The organism is Paracoccus zeaxanthinifaciens ATCC 21588 (assembly GCF_000420145.1).
GTDB lineage: Bacteria > Pseudomonadota > Alphaproteobacteria > Rhodobacterales > Rhodobacteraceae > Paracoccus > Paracoccus zeaxanthinifaciens.
Genome location: NZ_ATUJ01000007.1, coordinates 1 through 16,244, shown reverse-complemented (window position 1 = coordinate 16,244; position 16,244 = coordinate 1). Strand labels below are relative to the sequence as shown.

Genomic DNA, 16,244 nt, shown 5'->3' with positions numbered 1-16,244 from the left:
ACATGGACAAGAACGCAGAGGCACGGATTACCGAGCTGGAGGAAAAGCTGGCCTACCTGACCCGCGTCACCGAGGACCTGTCCGAGGTGATCGCGCGCCAGGACCGGATCATCGACCGGCTGGCCGCCCGCATGCAGATGCTGATGGAGGTCGAGGCGCAGCGCCAATCCGAATCCGACGGCTCGATCCCGCTGGCCGATCAGAGGCCCCCGCACTGGTAAGGGCGTTTTCAGTGCTTTCACAGCGGGGCGCGATGCGCTAGAGCCGGGGCGAAAAGCAGTTTCGGTAAAACGGAAGGACGGCTCATGGCCAACGTGGTGGTTGTCGGCGCCCAGTGGGGCGACGAAGGGAAGGGCAAGATCGTGGACTGGCTCAGCGAACGCGCTGATGTCATTGCGCGCTTCCAGGGCGGCCACAATGCCGGCCATACGCTGGTCATCGGCGACAAGGTGTTCAAGCTGTCGCTGCTGCCCTCGGGGATCGTGCGCGAAGGCAAGCTGGCCGTGATCGGCAACGGCGTGGTGCTGGATCCCTGGGCGCTGTTCTCGGAAATCGACAAGCTGACCGGGCAGGGCGTCAAGATCTCGACCGAGAGCCTGATGATCGCCGAGAACACCCCGCTGATCCTGCCGCTGCACCAGGACCTGGACAAGCTGCGCGAGGAAGCCGCCGGCAAGGCCAAGATCGGCACCACCGGCCGCGGCATCGGCCCGGCCTACGAGGACAAGGTCGGCCGCCGCTCGATCCGCGTTGCGGACCTGGGTGACGAACAGACGCTGGACGATCGCCTGGACCGCCTGCTGGCCCATCACGACGCGCTGCGTCAGGGCCTGGGCGCCGAACCCATCGACCGCGACGCGCTGAAGGCCAAGCTGCAGGAAATCGCGCCCAAGCTGCTGCCCTATGCCCAGCCGGTCTGGAAGACCATGGCCGAGGCCCGCAAGGCCGGCAAGCGCATCCTGTTCGAAGGCGCGCAGGGCAGCCTGCTGGACATCGATTTCGGCACCTATCCCTATGTCACCTCCTCGACCACGATGTCGGGCGCGGCGGCGTCGGGCACCGGCATGGGGCCGGGCGCGATCGACTTCGTGCTGGGCATCGTCAAGGCATACACGACGCGCGTGGGCGAAGGCCCGTTCCCGACCGAACTGGACGATGCCGACGGTCAGCGCCTGGGCGAACGCGGCCATGAATTCGGCACCGTGACGGGTCGCAAGCGTCGCTGCGGCTGGTTCGATGCTGTTCTGGTCCGCCAGACCTGCGCCATCAGCGGCGTGAACGGCATCGCGCTGACCAAGCTGGACGTGCTGGACGGGTTCGAGAAGCTGAAGATCTGCGTCGGCTACGAGATCGACGGCGTGAAATACGACTATCTGCCGACCGCCGCCGCGCAGCAGACCCGCGTCACCCCCATCTACGAGGAAATGGACGGCTGGCAGGAATCGACCGCCGGTGCGCGCAGCTGGGCCGATCTGCCCGCCGCCGCGATCAAATATGTCCGCCGCGTCGAGGAACTGATCCAGTGCCCCGTCGCGCTGCTGTCCACGAGCCCCGAACGCGACGACACCATCCTGGTGACCGATCCCTTCGCGGACTGAACCGGAGAGGAACCGCCATGAAGCTTCAGACGCGCAAGAGGCTGTCCATCCTGGTGCTGGTCGTGCTGATGCCGATCTATGTGGTCGTGGCGGTTTCGCTGATGAACTGGCTCGACGCCCGCTTCGGGCGTCAGCCGATCCTGGTCGAGGTCGGGATCTACATCCTGCTGGGCGTGCTGTGGGCCTTTCCGTTCAAGCGCATCTTCAGCGGGGTCGGGCGCGAATGATCGCCCATCCCGAAGGCGTCACCGTCATCGGCGGCGGTGCCGTCGAGGGGGACGATCTTGCGCAGGCGCTGGCCGTCGCGCCGGTGCTGGTGGCCGCCGATGGCGGGGCCGACAGCGCGCTGCGGCTGGGCCGCATGCCCGATGCGGTGATCGGCGATCTGGACAGTGTCAGCGACGAGGCCCGCGCCCGGATCCCCCCGGAACGCATCCATCATGTCGCCGAGCAGGACAGCACCGATTTCACGAAATGCCTGCGCCGCATCCGCGCGCCGCTGGTCATGGCGGTGGGCTTTGCCGGATTGCGGCTGGACCACAACCTTGCCGCGCTGACCGCGATGGTCGCGCCCGATGCGCCGCGTGTCGTGATGCTGGCGCCCGATGACGTGGTCCTTGCCGCGCCCGCCCGGATCGCGCTGGACCTGCAGGCGGGTACGCGCGTGTCGCTGTTCCCGATGGGGCCCGCGACGGGGCGCAGCAGCGGCCTCGAATGGCCCATCGACGGCATCGACTTCGCGCCCGCGGGCCGCGTCGGCACATCCAATCGCGCGACGGGTCCGGTCGATCTGCAGATCGACGGCCCGATGCTGATCATGCTGCCGCGCGACTGCCTGCGGCAGGTGCTGGCGGCTCTTTAAGGCTGTTCCGTTTCGCGCCGCCTATCGCTTGCGATAAGGCGGGGCGGTCGTTATCTCTGCCGGATCACGGGGATGGGTGCCATGCAACCGAAGCGCATACTTCTGATCGTGGGCGGGGGGATCTCGGCCTATAAGATCCCGCAGCTGATCCGGCTGATGCGGGCCGAGGGGCTGTCGGTGACGCCCGTCCTGACGCAGGCAGGCGCGCAGTTCACCACGACCATGACCCTGTCGGTGCTGGCAGGAGAGCCGGTGCATGAGGCGCTGTTCGACATCGGCACCGAGGCCGAGATCGGCCATATCCAGCTGTCGCGCAACGCGGATCTTGTCGTGGTCGCCCCGGCGACTGCGGACCTGATGGCGAAGATGGCGCAGGGTATCGCCAACGACCTTGCCACGACACTTCTGCTGGCGACCGACAAGCCCGTTCTGATCGCGCCGGCGATGAACGTGCGGATGTGGGACCACCCCGCCACCCGCCGCAACCGCGAGACGCTGGCACGCGACGGCATCCTGTCGGTCGGGCCGGACAGCGGCGACATGGCCTGCGGCGAATACGGCCCCGGACGCATGGCCGAACCCGAGGCCATCGTGGCGGCGATCCGCGACGCGCTCGCCCCGCATCCGCAGCCTTTGGCCGGACGGCACGCGATCGTCACCTCGGGGCCGACGCATGAGCCGATCGATCCGGTGCGCTATATCGCGAACCGGTCCTCGGGGGCGCAGGGGACGGCCATCGCGGCGGCGCTGCGCGACCTGGGGGCGCGGGTCAACTTCGTGACCGGCCCGGCATCGGTCGCCCCGCCCGATGGCGTCAATGTCATCCGGGTCGAGACCGCCCGCCAGATGCGCGACGCGGTGCAGGCCGCGCTGCCCGCCGATATCGCCGTCATGGCGGCCGCCGTCGCGGATTGGCACGTGACGAACGAAAGCGGCCTGAAGATGAAGAAGGACGGCAGCGGCAATCCGCCCGCGCTGGACATGGCCGAGAACCCCGACATCCTGCGCTGGCTGTCGAACGACGCATCCCGGCCCCGGCTGGTCGTGGGCTTCGCCGCCGAGACGCATGACGTGATCGCCCACGCGACGGCCAAACGCCTGCGCAAGGGCTGCGACTGGATCGTGGCCAACGATGTCAGCCCCGCGACGGGCATCATGGGCGGCACGGAAAACGCGGTGACGCTGATCACCGAGGCGGGCCCCGAAGAATGGCCCCGGATGGACAAGGACAAGGTCGCGGCACGGCTTGCGGCCCGGATTGCGGAGGCGCTGGAATGACGCGCGACTATCTCGACTGGAATGCCACGACGCCGATCCGCCCCGAGGTCAAGGCCGCCATGATCGAGGCGCTGGACATCGCGGGCAACCCGTCCTCGGTCCATACCGAGGGGCGCGCGGCCAAGATGGCGCTGGAGGGCGCGCGGCAGCGCCTTGCAAGCGCGCTTGGGGCCGATGGCGCGGACGTGGTCTTTACCTCGGGGACGACCGAGGCCGCCTCGATGGTGCTGGGCGGCGGCGGTTTCCACTGCGCGCCGGTCGAACATAGCGCGATCAAGGTCTGGTGCGAACAGGATCTGGCGGTGGACGGCGACGGCATCGTCACGGTGGCCGATCCCGCCCGAACCAGCCTGCAGCTGGCCAACAACGAGACCGGCGTGATGCAGAAGCTGCCCGAGGGGTTGCACAACAGCGACCTGACGCAGGCCTTCGGCAAGGTGCCCATGGCCTTCAACTGGATGGGGATCACGGCGGGTTTCGTCAGCGCGCACAAGCTGGGCGGTCCCAAGGGCATCGGCGCACTGATCCTGCGCAAGGGGACCGAGGTGCCCGCCCTGATCCGCGGCGGGGGCCAGGAACAGGGCCGCCGCGCCGGGACCGAGAACCTCGTGGGGATCATCGGGCTTGCCGCCGCCGCCGAGGCCGCGCAGAAGGACCTCGAGGCCGGTCTGTGGGACGAGGTACGCGCGCGCCGCGACATGCTGGAGGCGCGGATCTGCGACATCGCGCCCGAGGCCGTGGTGGCCGGAAAGAACGCACGACGCTTGCCTAACACCTCGTGCATTCTTACATCCGGCTGGAAGGGTGAAACGCAGGTCATGCAGATGGACCTTGCGGGATTTGCCATCTCGGCGGGTTCGGCCTGTTCTTCGGGCAAGGTCCGGGCCAGCGGTGCGCTGCAGGCAATGGGGTTCGACGATCAGCAGGCCCAATCGGCGATCAGGGTTTCGATAAGCCCCGCTTTGGGCGACGATCAGATCAACCGATTTGCGGACGCCTGGGAAAAGGCTTATAGGCGCTGGCGCAGCCGACATGCGTGACGGAACGGGCGGGCAGGGGCCCGCCATCGAGGAAGGAAAGAGAATGACGGAAGCCACCGATCTGGACGTGCGCGAAGGCGTCGACCGCGAGACGGTCGAAACTGTCCGCAACATGGGCAGCTACAAGTACGGCTGGGACACCGAGATCGAGATGGACTATGCCCCCAAGGGGGTGAACGAGGATATCGTCCGTCTTATCTCGGAAAAGAACAACGAACCGGAATGGATGACCGAGTGGCGGCTGGAAGCCTTCCGCCGCTGGCAGACCATGACCGAGCCGAAATGGGCGATGCTGAACTATCCGGAAATCGACTTCCAGGATCAGTACTACTATGCCCGCCCCAAAAGCATGGAAGAGAAGCCGAAGTCGCTGGACGAGGTGGACCCCAAGCTGCTGGCGACCTATGAAAAGCTGGGCATCCCGCTGAAGGAGCAGATGATCCTCGCGGGTGTCGAGGGCGCGGACGAGGCACCTGCGGAAGGCCGCAAGGTCGCCGTCGATGCGGTCTTCGACAGCGTCAGCGTCGGCACCACCTTCAAGGACGAGCTGGCCAAGGCCGGCGTCATCTTCTGTTCCATCAGCGAGGCGATCCGCGAGCATCCCGAGCTGGTGAAGAAGTACCTGGGCAGCGTCGTTCCGCAGTCCGACAACTATTTCGCGACGCTGAACAGCGCCGTCTTCTCGGACGGGTCCTTCGTCTATGTCCCGCCGGGCGTCCGCTGCCCGATGGAGCTGTCGACCTATTTCCGCATCAACGCCGAGAATACCGGCCAGTTCGAGCGGACGCTGATCATCGCCGACAAGGGCAGCTATGTCAGCTATCTGGAAGGGTGCACCGCGCCGCAGCGCGACACCAACCAGCTGCATGCTGCCGTGGTCGAGCTGGTGATCCTGGAAGACGCCGAGGTGAAATACTCGACCGTCCAGAACTGGTTCCCCGGCGACGAGGAAGGCAAGGGCGGCATCTACAACTTCGTGACCAAGCGCGCCGATTGCCGCGAGGCACGGGCCAAGGTGATGTGGACGCAGGTGGAGACCGGTTCGGCCATCACTTGGAAATACCCGTCCTGCATCCTGCGCGGCGATGAATCGCAGGGCGAGTTCTACTCGATCGCGATCGCCAACAACTTCCAGCAGGCCGATACCGGCACCAAGATGATCCACCTGGGCAAGAACACGCGTTCGCGCATCGTGTCCAAGGGCATCTCGGCCGGCAAGGCGCAGAACACCTATCGCGGCCTGGTGACGATGCACCCCAAGGCCACGAACAGCCGCAACTATACCCAGTGCGACAGCCTGCTGATCGGCGATCAGTGCGGCGCCCACACGGTGCCCTATATCGAGGTCAAGAACACCTCGAGCCGGGTCGAGCACGAGGCGACCACCAGCAAGGTGGACGACGATCAGCTGTTCTACTGCCGGTCGCGCGGCATGGACGAGGAAGAGGCCGTCGCGCTGGTCGTGAACGGGTTCTGCCGCGAGGTCCTGCAGGCGCTGCCGATGGAGTTCGCCATGGAAGCGCAGTCGCTGGTCGCGATCTCGCTTGAAGGTTCGGTCGGCTGAGGCCGCCACGCAAAATTCGATGATGGTGCCGCGGGACGGCACCGCCGCCACCATCCGATGAGGAAGATATGCTGAAGATTGATAACCTGCACGTGAAGCTGGAAGAAGAGGACAAGCAGATCCTGAAGGGTCTGAGCCTCGAGGTCCCCGCCGGTCAGGTCCACGCCATCATGGGTCCGAACGGTTCGGGCAAATCCACCCTGTCCTATGTCCTGTCGGGCCGCGACGGCTACGAGGTGACCGAAGGCGACGCCTCGCTGGACGGCGAGAGCCTGCTGGAGATGGAGCCCGAGGAACGCGCCGCTGCCGGCCTATTCCTGGCATTCCAGTACCCGGTCGAGATCCCCGGCGTGGGCAACATGACCTTCCTGCGCACCGCCGTGAACGCGCAGCGCAAGGCGCGCGGCGAGGAAGAGCTGTCCTCGGCCGAGTTCCTGAAGATCGTGCGCGAGAAGGCCAAGGAGCTGCAGATCAGCCCCGAGATGCTGAAGCGTCCGGTCAACATGGGCTTCTCGGGCGGTGAGAAGAAGCGCAACGAGATCCTGCAGATGGCCATGCTGGAACCGCGCATGTGCATCATGGACGAGACGGATTCGGGCCTGGATGTCGACGCGATGCGCCTGGTGTCCGAAGGCGTGAACGCGCTGCGTTCGCCGGACCGCAGCTTCCTCGTGATCACGCACTATCAGCGCCTGCTGAACCACATCCAGCCGGATGTCGTGCACATCATGTCGAACGGTCGCATCATCAAGTCGGGCGGCCCCGAGCTGGCGCTGGAAGTCGAAGAGAACGGCTATGGCGACCTGCTGGCGGAGGCCGATTGATGACTGAAGCAGCCGTGAAAACCAAGGACGAGGTGACGCCGCAGGTTTCCGGCGCACCGAAGGCCGCGGACGCGCTGGAGGCTCGCCTTGCCGCGCTGCCGCTGCCCAAGGGCGGCTGGTCGGCCGATGCACGGTCCGAGGCGCTGGCACGTCTGCGCGACATGGGCCTGCCCGGTCCGCGCGACGAATACTGGCGCTTTACCGATCCGCGTCCGTTCAACGCCCCCGAGGCCAAGCCGCTGCCGATCGCCGATGGTGCGTCGCCGCTGTTCACCTCGCGCGACAAGCTGACGCTGGTCTTCGTGGATGGCGTCTTCGATGCAGCGGCTTCGGACGACCTGTCGCTGGAAGGGGTCGAGATCTCGACCCTGAAGGGCACGCATGACGATGCCGACCACTGGGCCAAGGGGCTGTACGGTGCGCTGGAGACGGCGGGCCAGAAGCCTGCCGCACGCCCCTTCGCGGCGCTGAACACCGCCGCTGCGCAGGACGGCCTGCTGATCCGCGTGACGGGCACGCCCTCGAAGCCGATCCACGTGCTGCATCGTCGCGGCTCGGACGACGCCGACGTGGTCTGGCACCACGTCATCCGCGTCGAGGAAGGCGCCGAGGCGACCCTGCTGGAGACCGGCACCGTCGGCGCGCGGTCCAACGGCGTGATCGAGGCCGATCTTGCCAAGGGCGCTCGCCTGCACATGATCGCGGCCAAGCGCGCGGCGGATCCGAAGATCGGCATCTCGCACATCTTCGCCCGCGTGGACGAAGGCGCCGCCATCAAGAGCTTCGTGCTGTCGGTGAACGGCAACGTCATGCGCAACGAGGCGATCATCGACATGGTCGGCGACGATGCGGTCGCGCATGTGGCGGCGGCGGTTCTGGGCGACCAGAACGTCGGTCCGTTCCACCATGACGACACCGTCTTCATCACCCACGGCGCGCTGCGCGGCGAAAGCCGCCAGGTGTTCAAGAAGGTGCTGAAGAACGGCGCCACCGGCGTGTTCCAGGGCAAGATCCTGGTCAAGCCCGGCGCGCAGAAGACCGACGGCTACCAGATCAGCCAGGCGCTGCTTCTGGACGAGCGCAGCCAGTTCCTGGCCAAGCCCGAGCTGGAGATCTATGCCGATGACGTGGCCTGCTCTCACGGGTCGACCACGGGTGCCATCGACGAGGACGCGCTGTTCTACTTCCGCTCTCGCGGGATTCCGCGCGAACGCGCCATCGTCTTCCTGGTCCTGTCCTTCCTTGCCGACGCGCTGGAAGAGGTCGAGGACGAGGGCCTGCGCGACGAGATCAACGAACGGCTTGATGCGTGGCTGACGGATCGTCCGCAGATCTGAGCGAGGCGCGCGGCGGCATGCTCCGCCGCGTGCTTGCAAGCTGGTGGGCCCCGCGCCGGGTGGTGCGGGGCCTTGCCGACATTCCCGATACCACGCTTCTGGTCGTCGTCATGCTGGCGGGCCTGATGCAGCTGGTCTCGCAGGCCCCCGGCCATGCCCGCGCGGCGCAGATCGACCCCTCGATCCCGCTGGACGCCCGCATGGGGGGTGCGCTGATGGGTTCCCTTTTCATGCTGCCGCTTCTGGCCTATTTCGTGGCGGGGCTGTCGGGCCTGCTGCTGCGCGTGACGCCGTGGCGGATCGACCCGCGCCACGCCCGGCTTGCGCTGTTCTGGGCGCTGCTGGCGGCGGCGCCTGCATCGCTTCTGGCGGGGCTGACGGCGGGTTTCGTGGGGCCGGGGCCCGCGCTTACGCTGACGCGCGCGATCGCGGGTGTCGGTTTCCTTCTGATCTGGGGCGCCGGTTTCCGGGCGCTGACGAGGCGGCAATGAGTTTCGACGATTTCAAGCACCTTGTGCGAACCACCTTCCGCGATCCCGATGCGGCGGCAAGGCAGCTGATCGGGCTGGACCTGCCGATGCAGGCCCGCTGGATGGCGCTGGTGCTGGCCGTCTCGGTCTCGGCGCTGATGGCGTTCCTCGTCTCGTCGATCTTCCCCGCGCCCGAGGGGGCCGAGGCCCCGATGCTGTCGGTCGTCCGCCAGCCGATGATGCTGGCCGCGATGCAGATGGCCGCGATCGTGATGGGCGCCGGGCTGATGGCCGGCGTGGGACGGATCTTCGGCGGCAGGGGGACATTCCCCGACGCGCTGATCCTGACCGTCTGGATCGAGGTCCTGCTGCTGATCGTGCAGGCCGCGCAGGTCGTCCTGTCGCTGGCCGTGCCGCCCGTTGCGGGGATCGCGGGGATCATGGCCATCGCGCTGTTCCTGTGGCTGACGGTCCAGTTCACGAAGGCCCTGCACGGGTTCACCAGCGGGCCCAAGGTGCTGCTGGTGATGTTCGTCACCCTGATCGCGATGGGCACCGTCCTGTCCTTCCTGGCCGCCGCGCTCGGCCTCATGCCGGAGATGCCGCAATGAGCTTTGACATCGACGCCGTCCGTGCCGATTTCCCGATCCTGTCGCGCCAGGTGAACGGCCGTCCGCTGGTCTATCTGGACAGCGGTGCCAGCGCCCAGAAGCCGCAGGTCGTGATCGACGCGATCACCCGCGCCTACGAGGGCGAATACGCCAATGTCCATCGCGGGCTGCATTACCTGTCGAACCTTGCGACCGACAATTACGAGCGCGTCCGCGGCACCATCGCCCGCTTCCTGAACGCCCCCGCCGAGGATGAGGTGATCTTCACCAGCGGCTCGACCGAGGGGATCAACCTTGTCAGCTATGGCTGGGCCGCGCCGCGCCTTCAGGCGGGCGACGAGATCGTGCTGTCGGTGATGGAGCATCACGCCAATATCGTGCCCTGGCATTTCCTGCGCGAACGGCAGGGCGTCGTCCTGAAATGGGTCGAGCCCGAGCCCGATGGCAGCCTGCCTGCCGAAAAGGTGCTCGAGGCCGTCGGCCCGCGCACCAAGCTGATCGCGGTCACGCATATGTCGAACGTGACGGGCACCGTGGTCGATGTCGCGGCCATCGCGCGCGGCACGGATGTTCCGGTGATGGTCGATGGCAGCCAGGCGGCGGTGCACATGCCGGTCGATGTCGCGGCGCTCGGCTGCGATTTCTACTGCATCACGGGTCACAAGCTCTATGGGCCTTCGGGTTCGGGCGCGATCTGGATCAGCGCCGAACGGCAGGCCGAGATGCGGCCCTTCCTGGGGGGCGGCGACATGATCCGCACCGTGGGCCGGGACGAGGTGACCTATGCCGATCCGCCCCTGCGGTTCGAGGCCGGCACGCCGGGCATCGTGAACCAGATCGGACTGGGCGCCGCGCTGGAATACCTGATGGGCCTCGGGATGGAGAACGTGGCAAGCCACGAACGGGGGCTGCGCGACTATGCCCGTGACCGGCTGCGGGCGCTGAACTGGCTGCAGATCCAGGGCGACGCGGCGGACAAGGGCGCGATCTTCTCGATGACGATGGAGGGGGCGCATGCGCATGACATCTCGACCATCCTCGACAAGAAGGGAATCGCCGTGCGCGCGGGCAGCCACTGCGCCATGCCGCTGATGGAGTTCTTCGGCGTCAGCGCCACTGCGCGCGCCAGCTTCGCGATGTACAACACCAAGGCAGAAGTCGACGCTTTGGTCGAAGGATTGACGTTCTGCCGCGAGCTTTTCGCCTGAATCTTGCAAAGATTCGCAAACAGGCCGAAGAATTCACGTTAGACCTTGCCGGAAGAAGGCAGCATCTGCATCCCTTGTCGCAAGATCGACAAGGAGGCAGGCATGGCCGAGATTCTGGTTCTGGGTGCGGGTATGGTCGGCGTCACGACGGCGCTGTCCCTGCAGGAGCGTGGTCACGACGTGACCATCATCGAACGCAACGTCCCCGGACGCGAGACCAGTTACGGCAATGCCGGCCTGATCCAGACCGAGGCGGTCGAGCCCTATGCCATGCCGCTGGCACCCGGTGCGCTGCTGCAGATCGCGATGGGGCGCGGCTTCGACGTCAAGTGGACGCCCTCGGGGCTGATGTCGCAGATGGGCGCGGTCTGGAGCTATGCGCTGAACTCGCTTCCGGCCGCGCATCGGCGGGCGTCGCAGACCTGGGGCAAGCTGATCCGCCAGTCCACCGACCGCCACGCGCCGCTGATCGCGGCGTCGGGTTCGGACAACATCATCCGCAAGAACGGCTTCATCGAACTGCACCGGACGCCCGCCAAGTTCGACAAGGGCGCCAAGGCGGTCGAGCGTTTCCGCAACGATTTCGGCGTGGATGCGCGGCTGCTGACCGGTGCCGAACTGCGCGCGGTCGAACCCTCGATCAAGGTTGAGGTTCAGGGCGCAACCCATTGGATGGACGCGTGGAATTGCTCGGACCCCGGTGGGCTGGTCGCGGCCTATGCCGCGCTGTTCCAGAAGCGCGGCGGGCGGATCATCAACGGCGATGCGGGCGATCTGCATCGCAAGGGCGCGGCATGGATCGCGGACGAGGCCGAGGGCGAACATGCCGTCATCGCGCTTGGCCCCTGGTCGCCCGCCATCACCGAACGCTTCGGCCTGCGCGTGCCGATGGTCTACAAGCGCGGCTATCACCGGCATTACCACATGGAGTTGCCGCCGCAGCACCCGATCGCGGATTTCGGCAACTCGGTCGTGCTGTCGCCCATGCGTCGCGGCCTGCGCATCGCGACCGCGGCCGAGCTGACCTCGCATCCGCGCCTGACCCCGCCGCAGCTGAAGCATGGCGAGAAGGCCGCGCGGGAACTGTTCGACGTGGGCGCCCCGGTCGAGGCCGAACCCTGGACCGGACGTCGCCCCTGCATGCCGGACATGCTGCCGCTGGTCGGTCGGGTTCCGGATCAGCCGAACCTCTGGGCGCATTTCGGGCATGGTCATCAGGGCTTCACCCTTGGTCCGGTCACGTCGGAGATCCTCGCGGACGAGATTTCCGGCGGGCAGGGTTGGGACGCCTTGCAACCTTCGAGGCTCAAGCGCGGTTGATCTGACGCCCCGCAACGCACATCTTGGGGGCCAGTCCGAACGGAACGGGAACCTCATGGGTCACAACAACACGAGCGCGCCTGTCCAGCGCTTTCCCGAAGTCACGCGCCCCAAGCTGGAAGGGGGCAAGCGTTTCGTCATGAAATCCGAGTTCCAGCCCGCGGGCGACCAGCCGACAGCCATTAAGGAGCTGTCGGCGGGCGTCGTCTCGGGGGAACGCGATCAGGTCCTGCTGGGCGCCACCGGCACCGGCAAGACCTATACCATGGCGAAGATCATCGAAGAGACGCAGCGCCCGGCGATCATCCTTGCGCCCAACAAGACGCTGGCCGCGCAGCTTTACGGCGAATTCAAGGGCTTCTTTCCGGACAACTCGGTCGAATATTTCGTCAGCTATTACGACTACTACCAGCCCGAAGCCTATGTGCCGCGCAGCGACACCTATATTGAAAAGGAATCGCAGATCAACGAGGCCATCGACCGGATGCGCCACAGTGCGACGCGCGCCCTGCTGGAACGCGACGACGTGATCATCGTGGCCTCGGTCAGCTGCATCTATGGCATCGGCTCGGTCGAGACCTATTCGGCGATGACGCAGGACATGATCGTCGGCGAAAGCTATGACCAGCGTGAATTTCTGGGCCAGCTGGTGGCGCAGCAATACAAGCGTCTGGATGCCAGCTTCCAGCGCGGCAGCTTCCGTGTGCGCGGCGATCTGGTCGAGGTCTGGCCCGCCCACCTCGAGGATCGCGCATGGCGGTTCGACTTCTTCGGCAACGAGCTGGAGGCGATCACCGAATTCGACCCGCTGACCGGCACGAAATCGGACAGCTTCAAGCAGATCCGCATCTATGCCAACAGCCACTATGTCACGCCGCGCCCGACGATGCAGCAGGCCGTGAAAGGCATCAAGAAGGAGCTGGCCGAGCGTCTGAAGGTCCTGCAGGAGGAAGGCAAGCTGCTGGAGGCGCAGCGCCTGGAGCAGCGCACCAATTTCGACATCGAGATGCTGGAGGCCACCGGCGTCTGCAACGGGATCGAGAACTACAGCCGCTATCTGACGGGCCGCGCGCCGGGCGAGCCGCCCCCCACGCTGTTCGAGTTCATCCCCGACAATGCCATCGTCTTTGCCGATGAAAGCCATGTCAGCGTGCCGCAGATCGGCGGCATGTATCGCGGCGACTTCCGGCGCAAGTTCACGCTGGCCGAACACGGCTTCCGCCTGCCCAGCTGCATGGACAACCGCCCCCTGAAGTTCGAGGAATGGGACGCGATGCGCCCGCAATCGGTCTTCGTGTCGGCCACGCCCGCGCAATGGGAAATGGACCAGACGGGCGGCGTATTCACCGAACAGATCATCCGTCCCACCGGTCTTCTGGACCCCCAGATCGAGATCCGCCCGGTCGAGATGCAGGTCGACGATCTGCTGGACGAGGTGCGCCGCGTCACCGCCGCCGGTTACCGGACCCTGTGCACCACGCTGACCAAGCGCATGGCCGAGGATCTGACCGAATACATGCATGAACAGGGGATCAAGGTCCGCTACATGCACAGCGATATCGACACGATCGAGCGGATCGAGATCCTGCGCGATCTGCGACTTGGCGCCTTCGACGTCCTGATCGGCATCAACCTTCTGCGCGAGGGGTTGGACATCCCCGAATGCGGGCTGGTCGCGATTCTCGATGCCGACAAGGAAGGCTTCCTGCGGTCGGAAACGTCGCTGATCCAGACCATCGGTCGCGCGGCGCGGAATGCCGACGGTCGCGTCATCATGTATGCCGACCGCGTCACCGGCAGCATGGAACGCGCCATGGCCGAGACCGAGCGCCGCCGCGAGAAGCAGATCGCCTATAACGAGGAACATGGGATCACGCCGCAGACCGTGCGGAAGAACGTCGAGGATGTGCTTGCGGGGCTGTGGCAGGGCGATACCGACCAGTCGCGCGTCACCGCCAAGGTCGAGGGCGCGAAGGTCGGCGCGAACCTGCAGGCCCACCTGGATGCCCTGCGCGAGCAGATGCGCAAGGCCGCCGAGAACCTTGAGTTCGAGGAGGCTGCACGCCTGCGCGACGAGGTCAAACGCCTCGAGGCAGTGGACCTGGCGGTGTCGGACGATCCCCTGGCCCGCCAATCCGCCATCGAGGAAGCGACCGAGCAGGCGACGCGCAGCGCCGGTCGTTCATCCGCGGGGCGGGCAGGTCAGCGGGGCGGGAACAAGCGTTCCAAGCGACGGGCCTAGCCGCAGCTGACGCGGCCGATCCAGCCCTTCGGGTCGGTGTGCAGGGTCAGGCGGGCCGGGTTCGTCGCAGGCGGAACCGGCCGGCCATAATCCACCAGGCGAACCTGAAGCGTGGGCGGAAAGCTGACCTCGCCCCAGTTCATGCCGACGACCCGTGCATGCTTGGCCGGATTGCAGACGCGATCTGCCACGGTATAGCTGGGCCCCGAGGCGCAGGCACCCAGGGCGGTCACGGCGGCCAGAAGGGCAAGGCGGATTTTCATGCGGGAACCTCTTGCTTGTCGGGTCTTGAACGCCATTCCGGCGGTGTCGTTCCCATCATAACCCGTTTTGCAGCATTGTAAAAAAACAGGGCCCCGAAGGGCCCCGCTTGCCTCATTGGCTGGCAGCGGCAAGGACCGCGCAGGCCATCCTGCCGCCCGCATCCCCCGAGGGCTGCGATTCCATGTCGTCCATCCCCTGATGGATCATGAAGGACGTGCCGTCTGCATCAACGACCTGTTCTGCCGCAAGGTCGGGGACGAAATACTCGACCGTCAGCATGCCGCTCTGGGGAACGTGGACATTGGGCAGATCCCCCAGATGCGGCCCGTTCTCCGAGTTCACGCCGTGATCGCGGCCCTCGCCAGCCAGATGGCCGCCCGCGCTCTTGAATTCCGGGCCCTCGCACAGGCCGGTCTCGTGCAGATGCGCGGCATAGGTGCCTGCCGGCACATCGGTCAGCTCGATCTTCAGGTGCATCATCCCCGAGGGCGTGGGCATCGCGGTGATGGTGCCGTGGGGCTGACCCTCGGGGCCTGCGATATCCGCGCTCATGGCCTCGGTGCTGTCCATGGGGGCGGTCGAGTGGGCCGAGTGGTCGTCGGCAAGGGCAGGGGTTGCGGCAAGGATGGCGGCGGCGGTCAGGCGAAGCATGGGAACCTCCTTCGTGGTCATGTGCAGACCTAACGGCAGGGCGAGCGATCCGTTCCTGCGGCATTCTCGGGACTTGAAGCACCGCTCGATTGCGGCGATACAAAGGCCGAACCCTGTTCGAGGAAGACACCCATGCGCGTCCGTATTTACCAGCCTGCCCGCAACGCGATGACCTCGGGGATGGCCCGCACGCGTGGCTGGCTGCTGGAATACCCGCCCGCCGATGCCCGCGAGATCGATCCGCTGATGGGCTGGACCAGCAGCGACGATACGCAGTCGCAGGTTCGCCTGCGCTTCGACACCCGCAAGCAGGCCGAGGATTACGCCCGCGAACGCGGTCTGGACTATGTCGTGCAAGAGCCGCACAAGCGCAGCCAGAACGTCCGCCCCCGCGGCTATGGCGAGAACTTCGCCACCGACCGCCGCGCCCCCTGGACGCACTGAGATTTGTTACTCCGTGCATAGTTAGTGCCATCCGGGGGTATCTTAAGCCAGCTCCGAGTAAAGGTTTTGTAAGTCATTGATTTTAAGACTTCCTGCTTAGTCGCTTAGCGGCCGGCCGGAGCACCTCATCATAGTTGACCCGTTTTCGAGTTATCCAGATCGCATTCATTGATGAGCTTCTGATTCTGCTCGTCCCGGAGTTGCTGTCGCCGTAACGAAAGTCGTCCAGCGCGCTTCCACGGGCATTCCCCAGCTCAGTATGCAGAAAGTATGTGCGAGACAGAGCGCGGGCTCGTGATCTGATGACAAGCTTAGATATTATGTGATGGCAATGGGCGGACAGCCGCCCTTCGCTGCCGATGCAAACAGTCTATGTCAGGTCAGCAAAAGCGGTCCTTGGCAACTGACGTGCACGGACCGACCGGTCCGGGTTGACTACTAGGGTCAGGACCCATTAATTTTCTTGATGCCGTCCTGTCGGCGTGATTCACGCTCCCAAACAGGTGGGGGCATCATGAGTAATCTTTTCTG

17 protein-coding genes are annotated in these 16,244 nt (G+C 65.9%); 15 read left to right on the top strand and 2 right to left on the bottom strand.

Annotated elements, in window-relative coordinates:
• Positions 1-2: 2 nt before the first annotated feature.
• The 14 genes from F804_RS0108435 (at position 3) to uvrB (ending at position 14,354) form a co-directional block, all read left to right on the top strand.
• Positions 3-221, top strand: a complete 219-nt coding sequence (locus tag F804_RS0108435) for a SlyX family protein (protein ID WP_022707315.1) — start codon at positions 3-5, stop codon at positions 219-221.
• 84 nt (positions 222-305) lie between these two features.
• Positions 306-1,598: an adenylosuccinate synthase gene (locus F804_RS0108430; protein ID WP_022707314.1), complete on the top strand. Its 1,293-nt coding sequence runs from the start codon at positions 306-308 to the stop codon at positions 1,596-1,598.
• A 17-nt stretch (positions 1,599-1,615) separates the two neighbouring features.
• Complete coding sequence (locus tag F804_RS0108425) at positions 1,616-1,825, top strand: DUF2842 domain-containing protein (RefSeq protein ID WP_022707313.1); 210 nt, start codon at positions 1,616-1,618, stop codon at positions 1,823-1,825.
• Positions 1,822-2,460 (top strand): thiamine diphosphokinase, encoded by a 639-nt coding sequence (locus F804_RS0108420; protein WP_022707312.1) that lies wholly within the window; start codon positions 1,822-1,824, stop codon positions 2,458-2,460. The genes F804_RS0108425 and F804_RS0108420 overlap by 4 nt, the downstream gene beginning before the upstream one ends.
• Positions 2,461-2,541: 81 nt before the next feature.
• Positions 2,542-3,738 carry a bifunctional phosphopantothenoylcysteine decarboxylase/phosphopantothenate--cysteine ligase CoaBC gene (gene coaBC, locus F804_RS0108415; protein ID WP_028725789.1) on the top strand — a complete coding sequence of 399 codons (1,197 nt, stop codon included), beginning with the start codon at positions 2,542-2,544 and terminating at the stop codon, positions 3,736-3,738.
• Positions 3,735-4,778: a cysteine desulfurase family protein gene (locus tag F804_RS0108410; protein WP_022707310.1), complete on the top strand. Its 1,044-nt coding sequence runs from the start codon at positions 3,735-3,737 to the stop codon at positions 4,776-4,778. Before coaBC ends, F804_RS0108410 begins: the two co-directional genes overlap by 4 nt.
• 43 nt (positions 4,779-4,821) lie before the next feature.
• Complete coding sequence (sufB, locus tag F804_RS0108405) at positions 4,822-6,342, top strand: Fe-S cluster assembly protein SufB (RefSeq protein ID WP_022707309.1); 1,521 nt, start codon at positions 4,822-4,824, stop codon at positions 6,340-6,342.
• 68 nt (positions 6,343-6,410) lie between these two features.
• Positions 6,411-7,166 carry a Fe-S cluster assembly ATPase SufC gene (sufC, locus tag F804_RS0108400; protein ID WP_022707308.1) on the top strand — a complete coding sequence of 252 codons (756 nt, stop codon included), beginning with the start codon at positions 6,411-6,413 and terminating at the stop codon, positions 7,164-7,166.
• On the top strand, positions 7,166-8,503 hold the full coding sequence (locus F804_RS0108395; RefSeq protein ID WP_028725788.1) for a SufB/SufD family protein: 1,338 nt from the start codon (positions 7,166-7,168) through the stop codon (positions 8,501-8,503). Before sufC ends, F804_RS0108395 begins: the two co-directional genes overlap by 1 nt.
• 17 nt (positions 8,504-8,520) lie before the next feature.
• Complete coding sequence (locus tag F804_RS0108390; protein ID WP_040595884.1) at positions 8,521-8,994, top strand: hypothetical protein; 474 nt, start codon at positions 8,521-8,523, stop codon at positions 8,992-8,994.
• Positions 8,991-9,584: a Yip1 family protein gene (locus tag F804_RS0108385; protein ID WP_022707305.1), complete on the top strand. Its 594-nt coding sequence runs from the start codon at positions 8,991-8,993 to the stop codon at positions 9,582-9,584. The genes F804_RS0108390 and F804_RS0108385 overlap by 4 nt, the downstream gene beginning before the upstream one ends.
• On the top strand, positions 9,581-10,792 hold the full coding sequence (locus tag F804_RS0108380) for a cysteine desulfurase (RefSeq protein WP_022707304.1): 1,212 nt from the start codon (positions 9,581-9,583) through the stop codon (positions 10,790-10,792). The genes F804_RS0108385 and F804_RS0108380 overlap by 4 nt, the downstream gene beginning before the upstream one ends.
• A gap of 102 nt (positions 10,793-10,894) precedes the next feature.
• Positions 10,895-12,112, top strand: a complete 1,218-nt coding sequence (locus F804_RS0108375; RefSeq protein WP_028725786.1) for an NAD(P)/FAD-dependent oxidoreductase — start codon at positions 10,895-10,897, stop codon at positions 12,110-12,112.
• Positions 12,113-12,167: 55 nt separating this feature from the next.
• Positions 12,168-14,354 carry an excinuclease ABC subunit UvrB gene (gene uvrB, locus F804_RS0108370; protein ID WP_022707302.1) on the top strand — a complete coding sequence of 729 codons (2,187 nt, stop codon included), beginning with the start codon at positions 12,168-12,170 and terminating at the stop codon, positions 14,352-14,354.
• Here the strand turns inward: uvrB and F804_RS0108365 are convergent.
• Positions 14,351-14,617: a hypothetical protein gene (locus tag F804_RS0108365; RefSeq protein ID WP_022707301.1), complete on the bottom strand. Its 267-nt coding sequence runs from the start codon at positions 14,615-14,617 to the stop codon at positions 14,351-14,353. The two genes, uvrB and F804_RS0108365, sit on opposite strands and share 4 nt — an antisense overlap.
• Before the next feature lie 112 nt (positions 14,618-14,729).
• Positions 14,730-15,269, bottom strand: coding sequence for a superoxide dismutase family protein (locus tag F804_RS0108360; RefSeq protein WP_022707300.1), 540 nt, complete (start codon positions 15,267-15,269; stop codon positions 14,730-14,732).
• Positions 15,270-15,401: 132 nt separating this feature from the next.
• Here F804_RS0108360 and F804_RS0108355 point away from each other — a divergent pair, with 132 nt between their 5' ends.
• Positions 15,402-15,713, top strand: coding sequence for an ETC complex I subunit (locus F804_RS0108355; protein WP_022707299.1), 312 nt, complete (start codon positions 15,402-15,404; stop codon positions 15,711-15,713).
• Positions 15,714-16,244 lie beyond the last annotated feature (531 nt).

Excerpts from the sequence above, each read along its gene's own strand:
- F804_RS0108435 (WP_022707315.1), top strand. The coding sequence starts at position 3 with ATGGACAAGAACGCAGAGGCACGGATTACCGAGCTGGAGGAAAAGCTG.
- F804_RS0108430 (WP_022707314.1), top strand. The coding sequence starts at position 306 with ATGGCCAACGTGGTGGTTGTCGGCGCCCAGTGGGGCGACGAAGGGAAG.
- F804_RS0108425 (WP_022707313.1), top strand. The coding sequence starts at position 1,616 with ATGAAGCTTCAGACGCGCAAGAGGCTGTCCATCCTGGTGCTGGTCGTG.
- F804_RS0108420 (WP_022707312.1), top strand. The coding sequence starts at position 1,822 with ATGATCGCCCATCCCGAAGGCGTCACCGTCATCGGCGGCGGTGCCGTC.
- coaBC (WP_028725789.1), top strand. The coding sequence starts at position 2,542 with ATGCAACCGAAGCGCATACTTCTGATCGTGGGCGGGGGGATCTCGGCC.
- F804_RS0108410 (WP_022707310.1), top strand. The coding sequence starts at position 3,735 with ATGACGCGCGACTATCTCGACTGGAATGCCACGACGCCGATCCGCCCC.
- sufB (WP_022707309.1), top strand. The coding sequence starts at position 4,822 with ATGACGGAAGCCACCGATCTGGACGTGCGCGAAGGCGTCGACCGCGAG.
- sufC (WP_022707308.1), top strand. The coding sequence starts at position 6,411 with ATGCTGAAGATTGATAACCTGCACGTGAAGCTGGAAGAAGAGGACAAG.
- F804_RS0108395 (WP_028725788.1), top strand. The coding sequence starts at position 7,166 with ATGACTGAAGCAGCCGTGAAAACCAAGGACGAGGTGACGCCGCAGGTT.
- F804_RS0108390 (WP_040595884.1), top strand. The coding sequence starts at position 8,521 with ATGCTCCGCCGCGTGCTTGCAAGCTGGTGGGCCCCGCGCCGGGTGGTG.
- F804_RS0108385 (WP_022707305.1), top strand. The coding sequence starts at position 8,991 with ATGAGTTTCGACGATTTCAAGCACCTTGTGCGAACCACCTTCCGCGAT.
- F804_RS0108380 (WP_022707304.1), top strand. The coding sequence starts at position 9,581 with ATGAGCTTTGACATCGACGCCGTCCGTGCCGATTTCCCGATCCTGTCG.
- F804_RS0108375 (WP_028725786.1), top strand. The coding sequence starts at position 10,895 with ATGGCCGAGATTCTGGTTCTGGGTGCGGGTATGGTCGGCGTCACGACG.
- uvrB (WP_022707302.1), top strand. The coding sequence starts at position 12,168 with ATGGGTCACAACAACACGAGCGCGCCTGTCCAGCGCTTTCCCGAAGTC.
- F804_RS0108365 (WP_022707301.1), bottom strand. The coding sequence starts at position 14,617 with ATGAAAATCCGCCTTGCCCTTCTGGCCGCCGTGACCGCCCTGGGTGCC.
- F804_RS0108360 (WP_022707300.1), bottom strand. The coding sequence starts at position 15,269 with ATGCTTCGCCTGACCGCCGCCGCCATCCTTGCCGCAACCCCTGCCCTT.
- F804_RS0108355 (WP_022707299.1), top strand. The coding sequence starts at position 15,402 with ATGCGCGTCCGTATTTACCAGCCTGCCCGCAACGCGATGACCTCGGGG.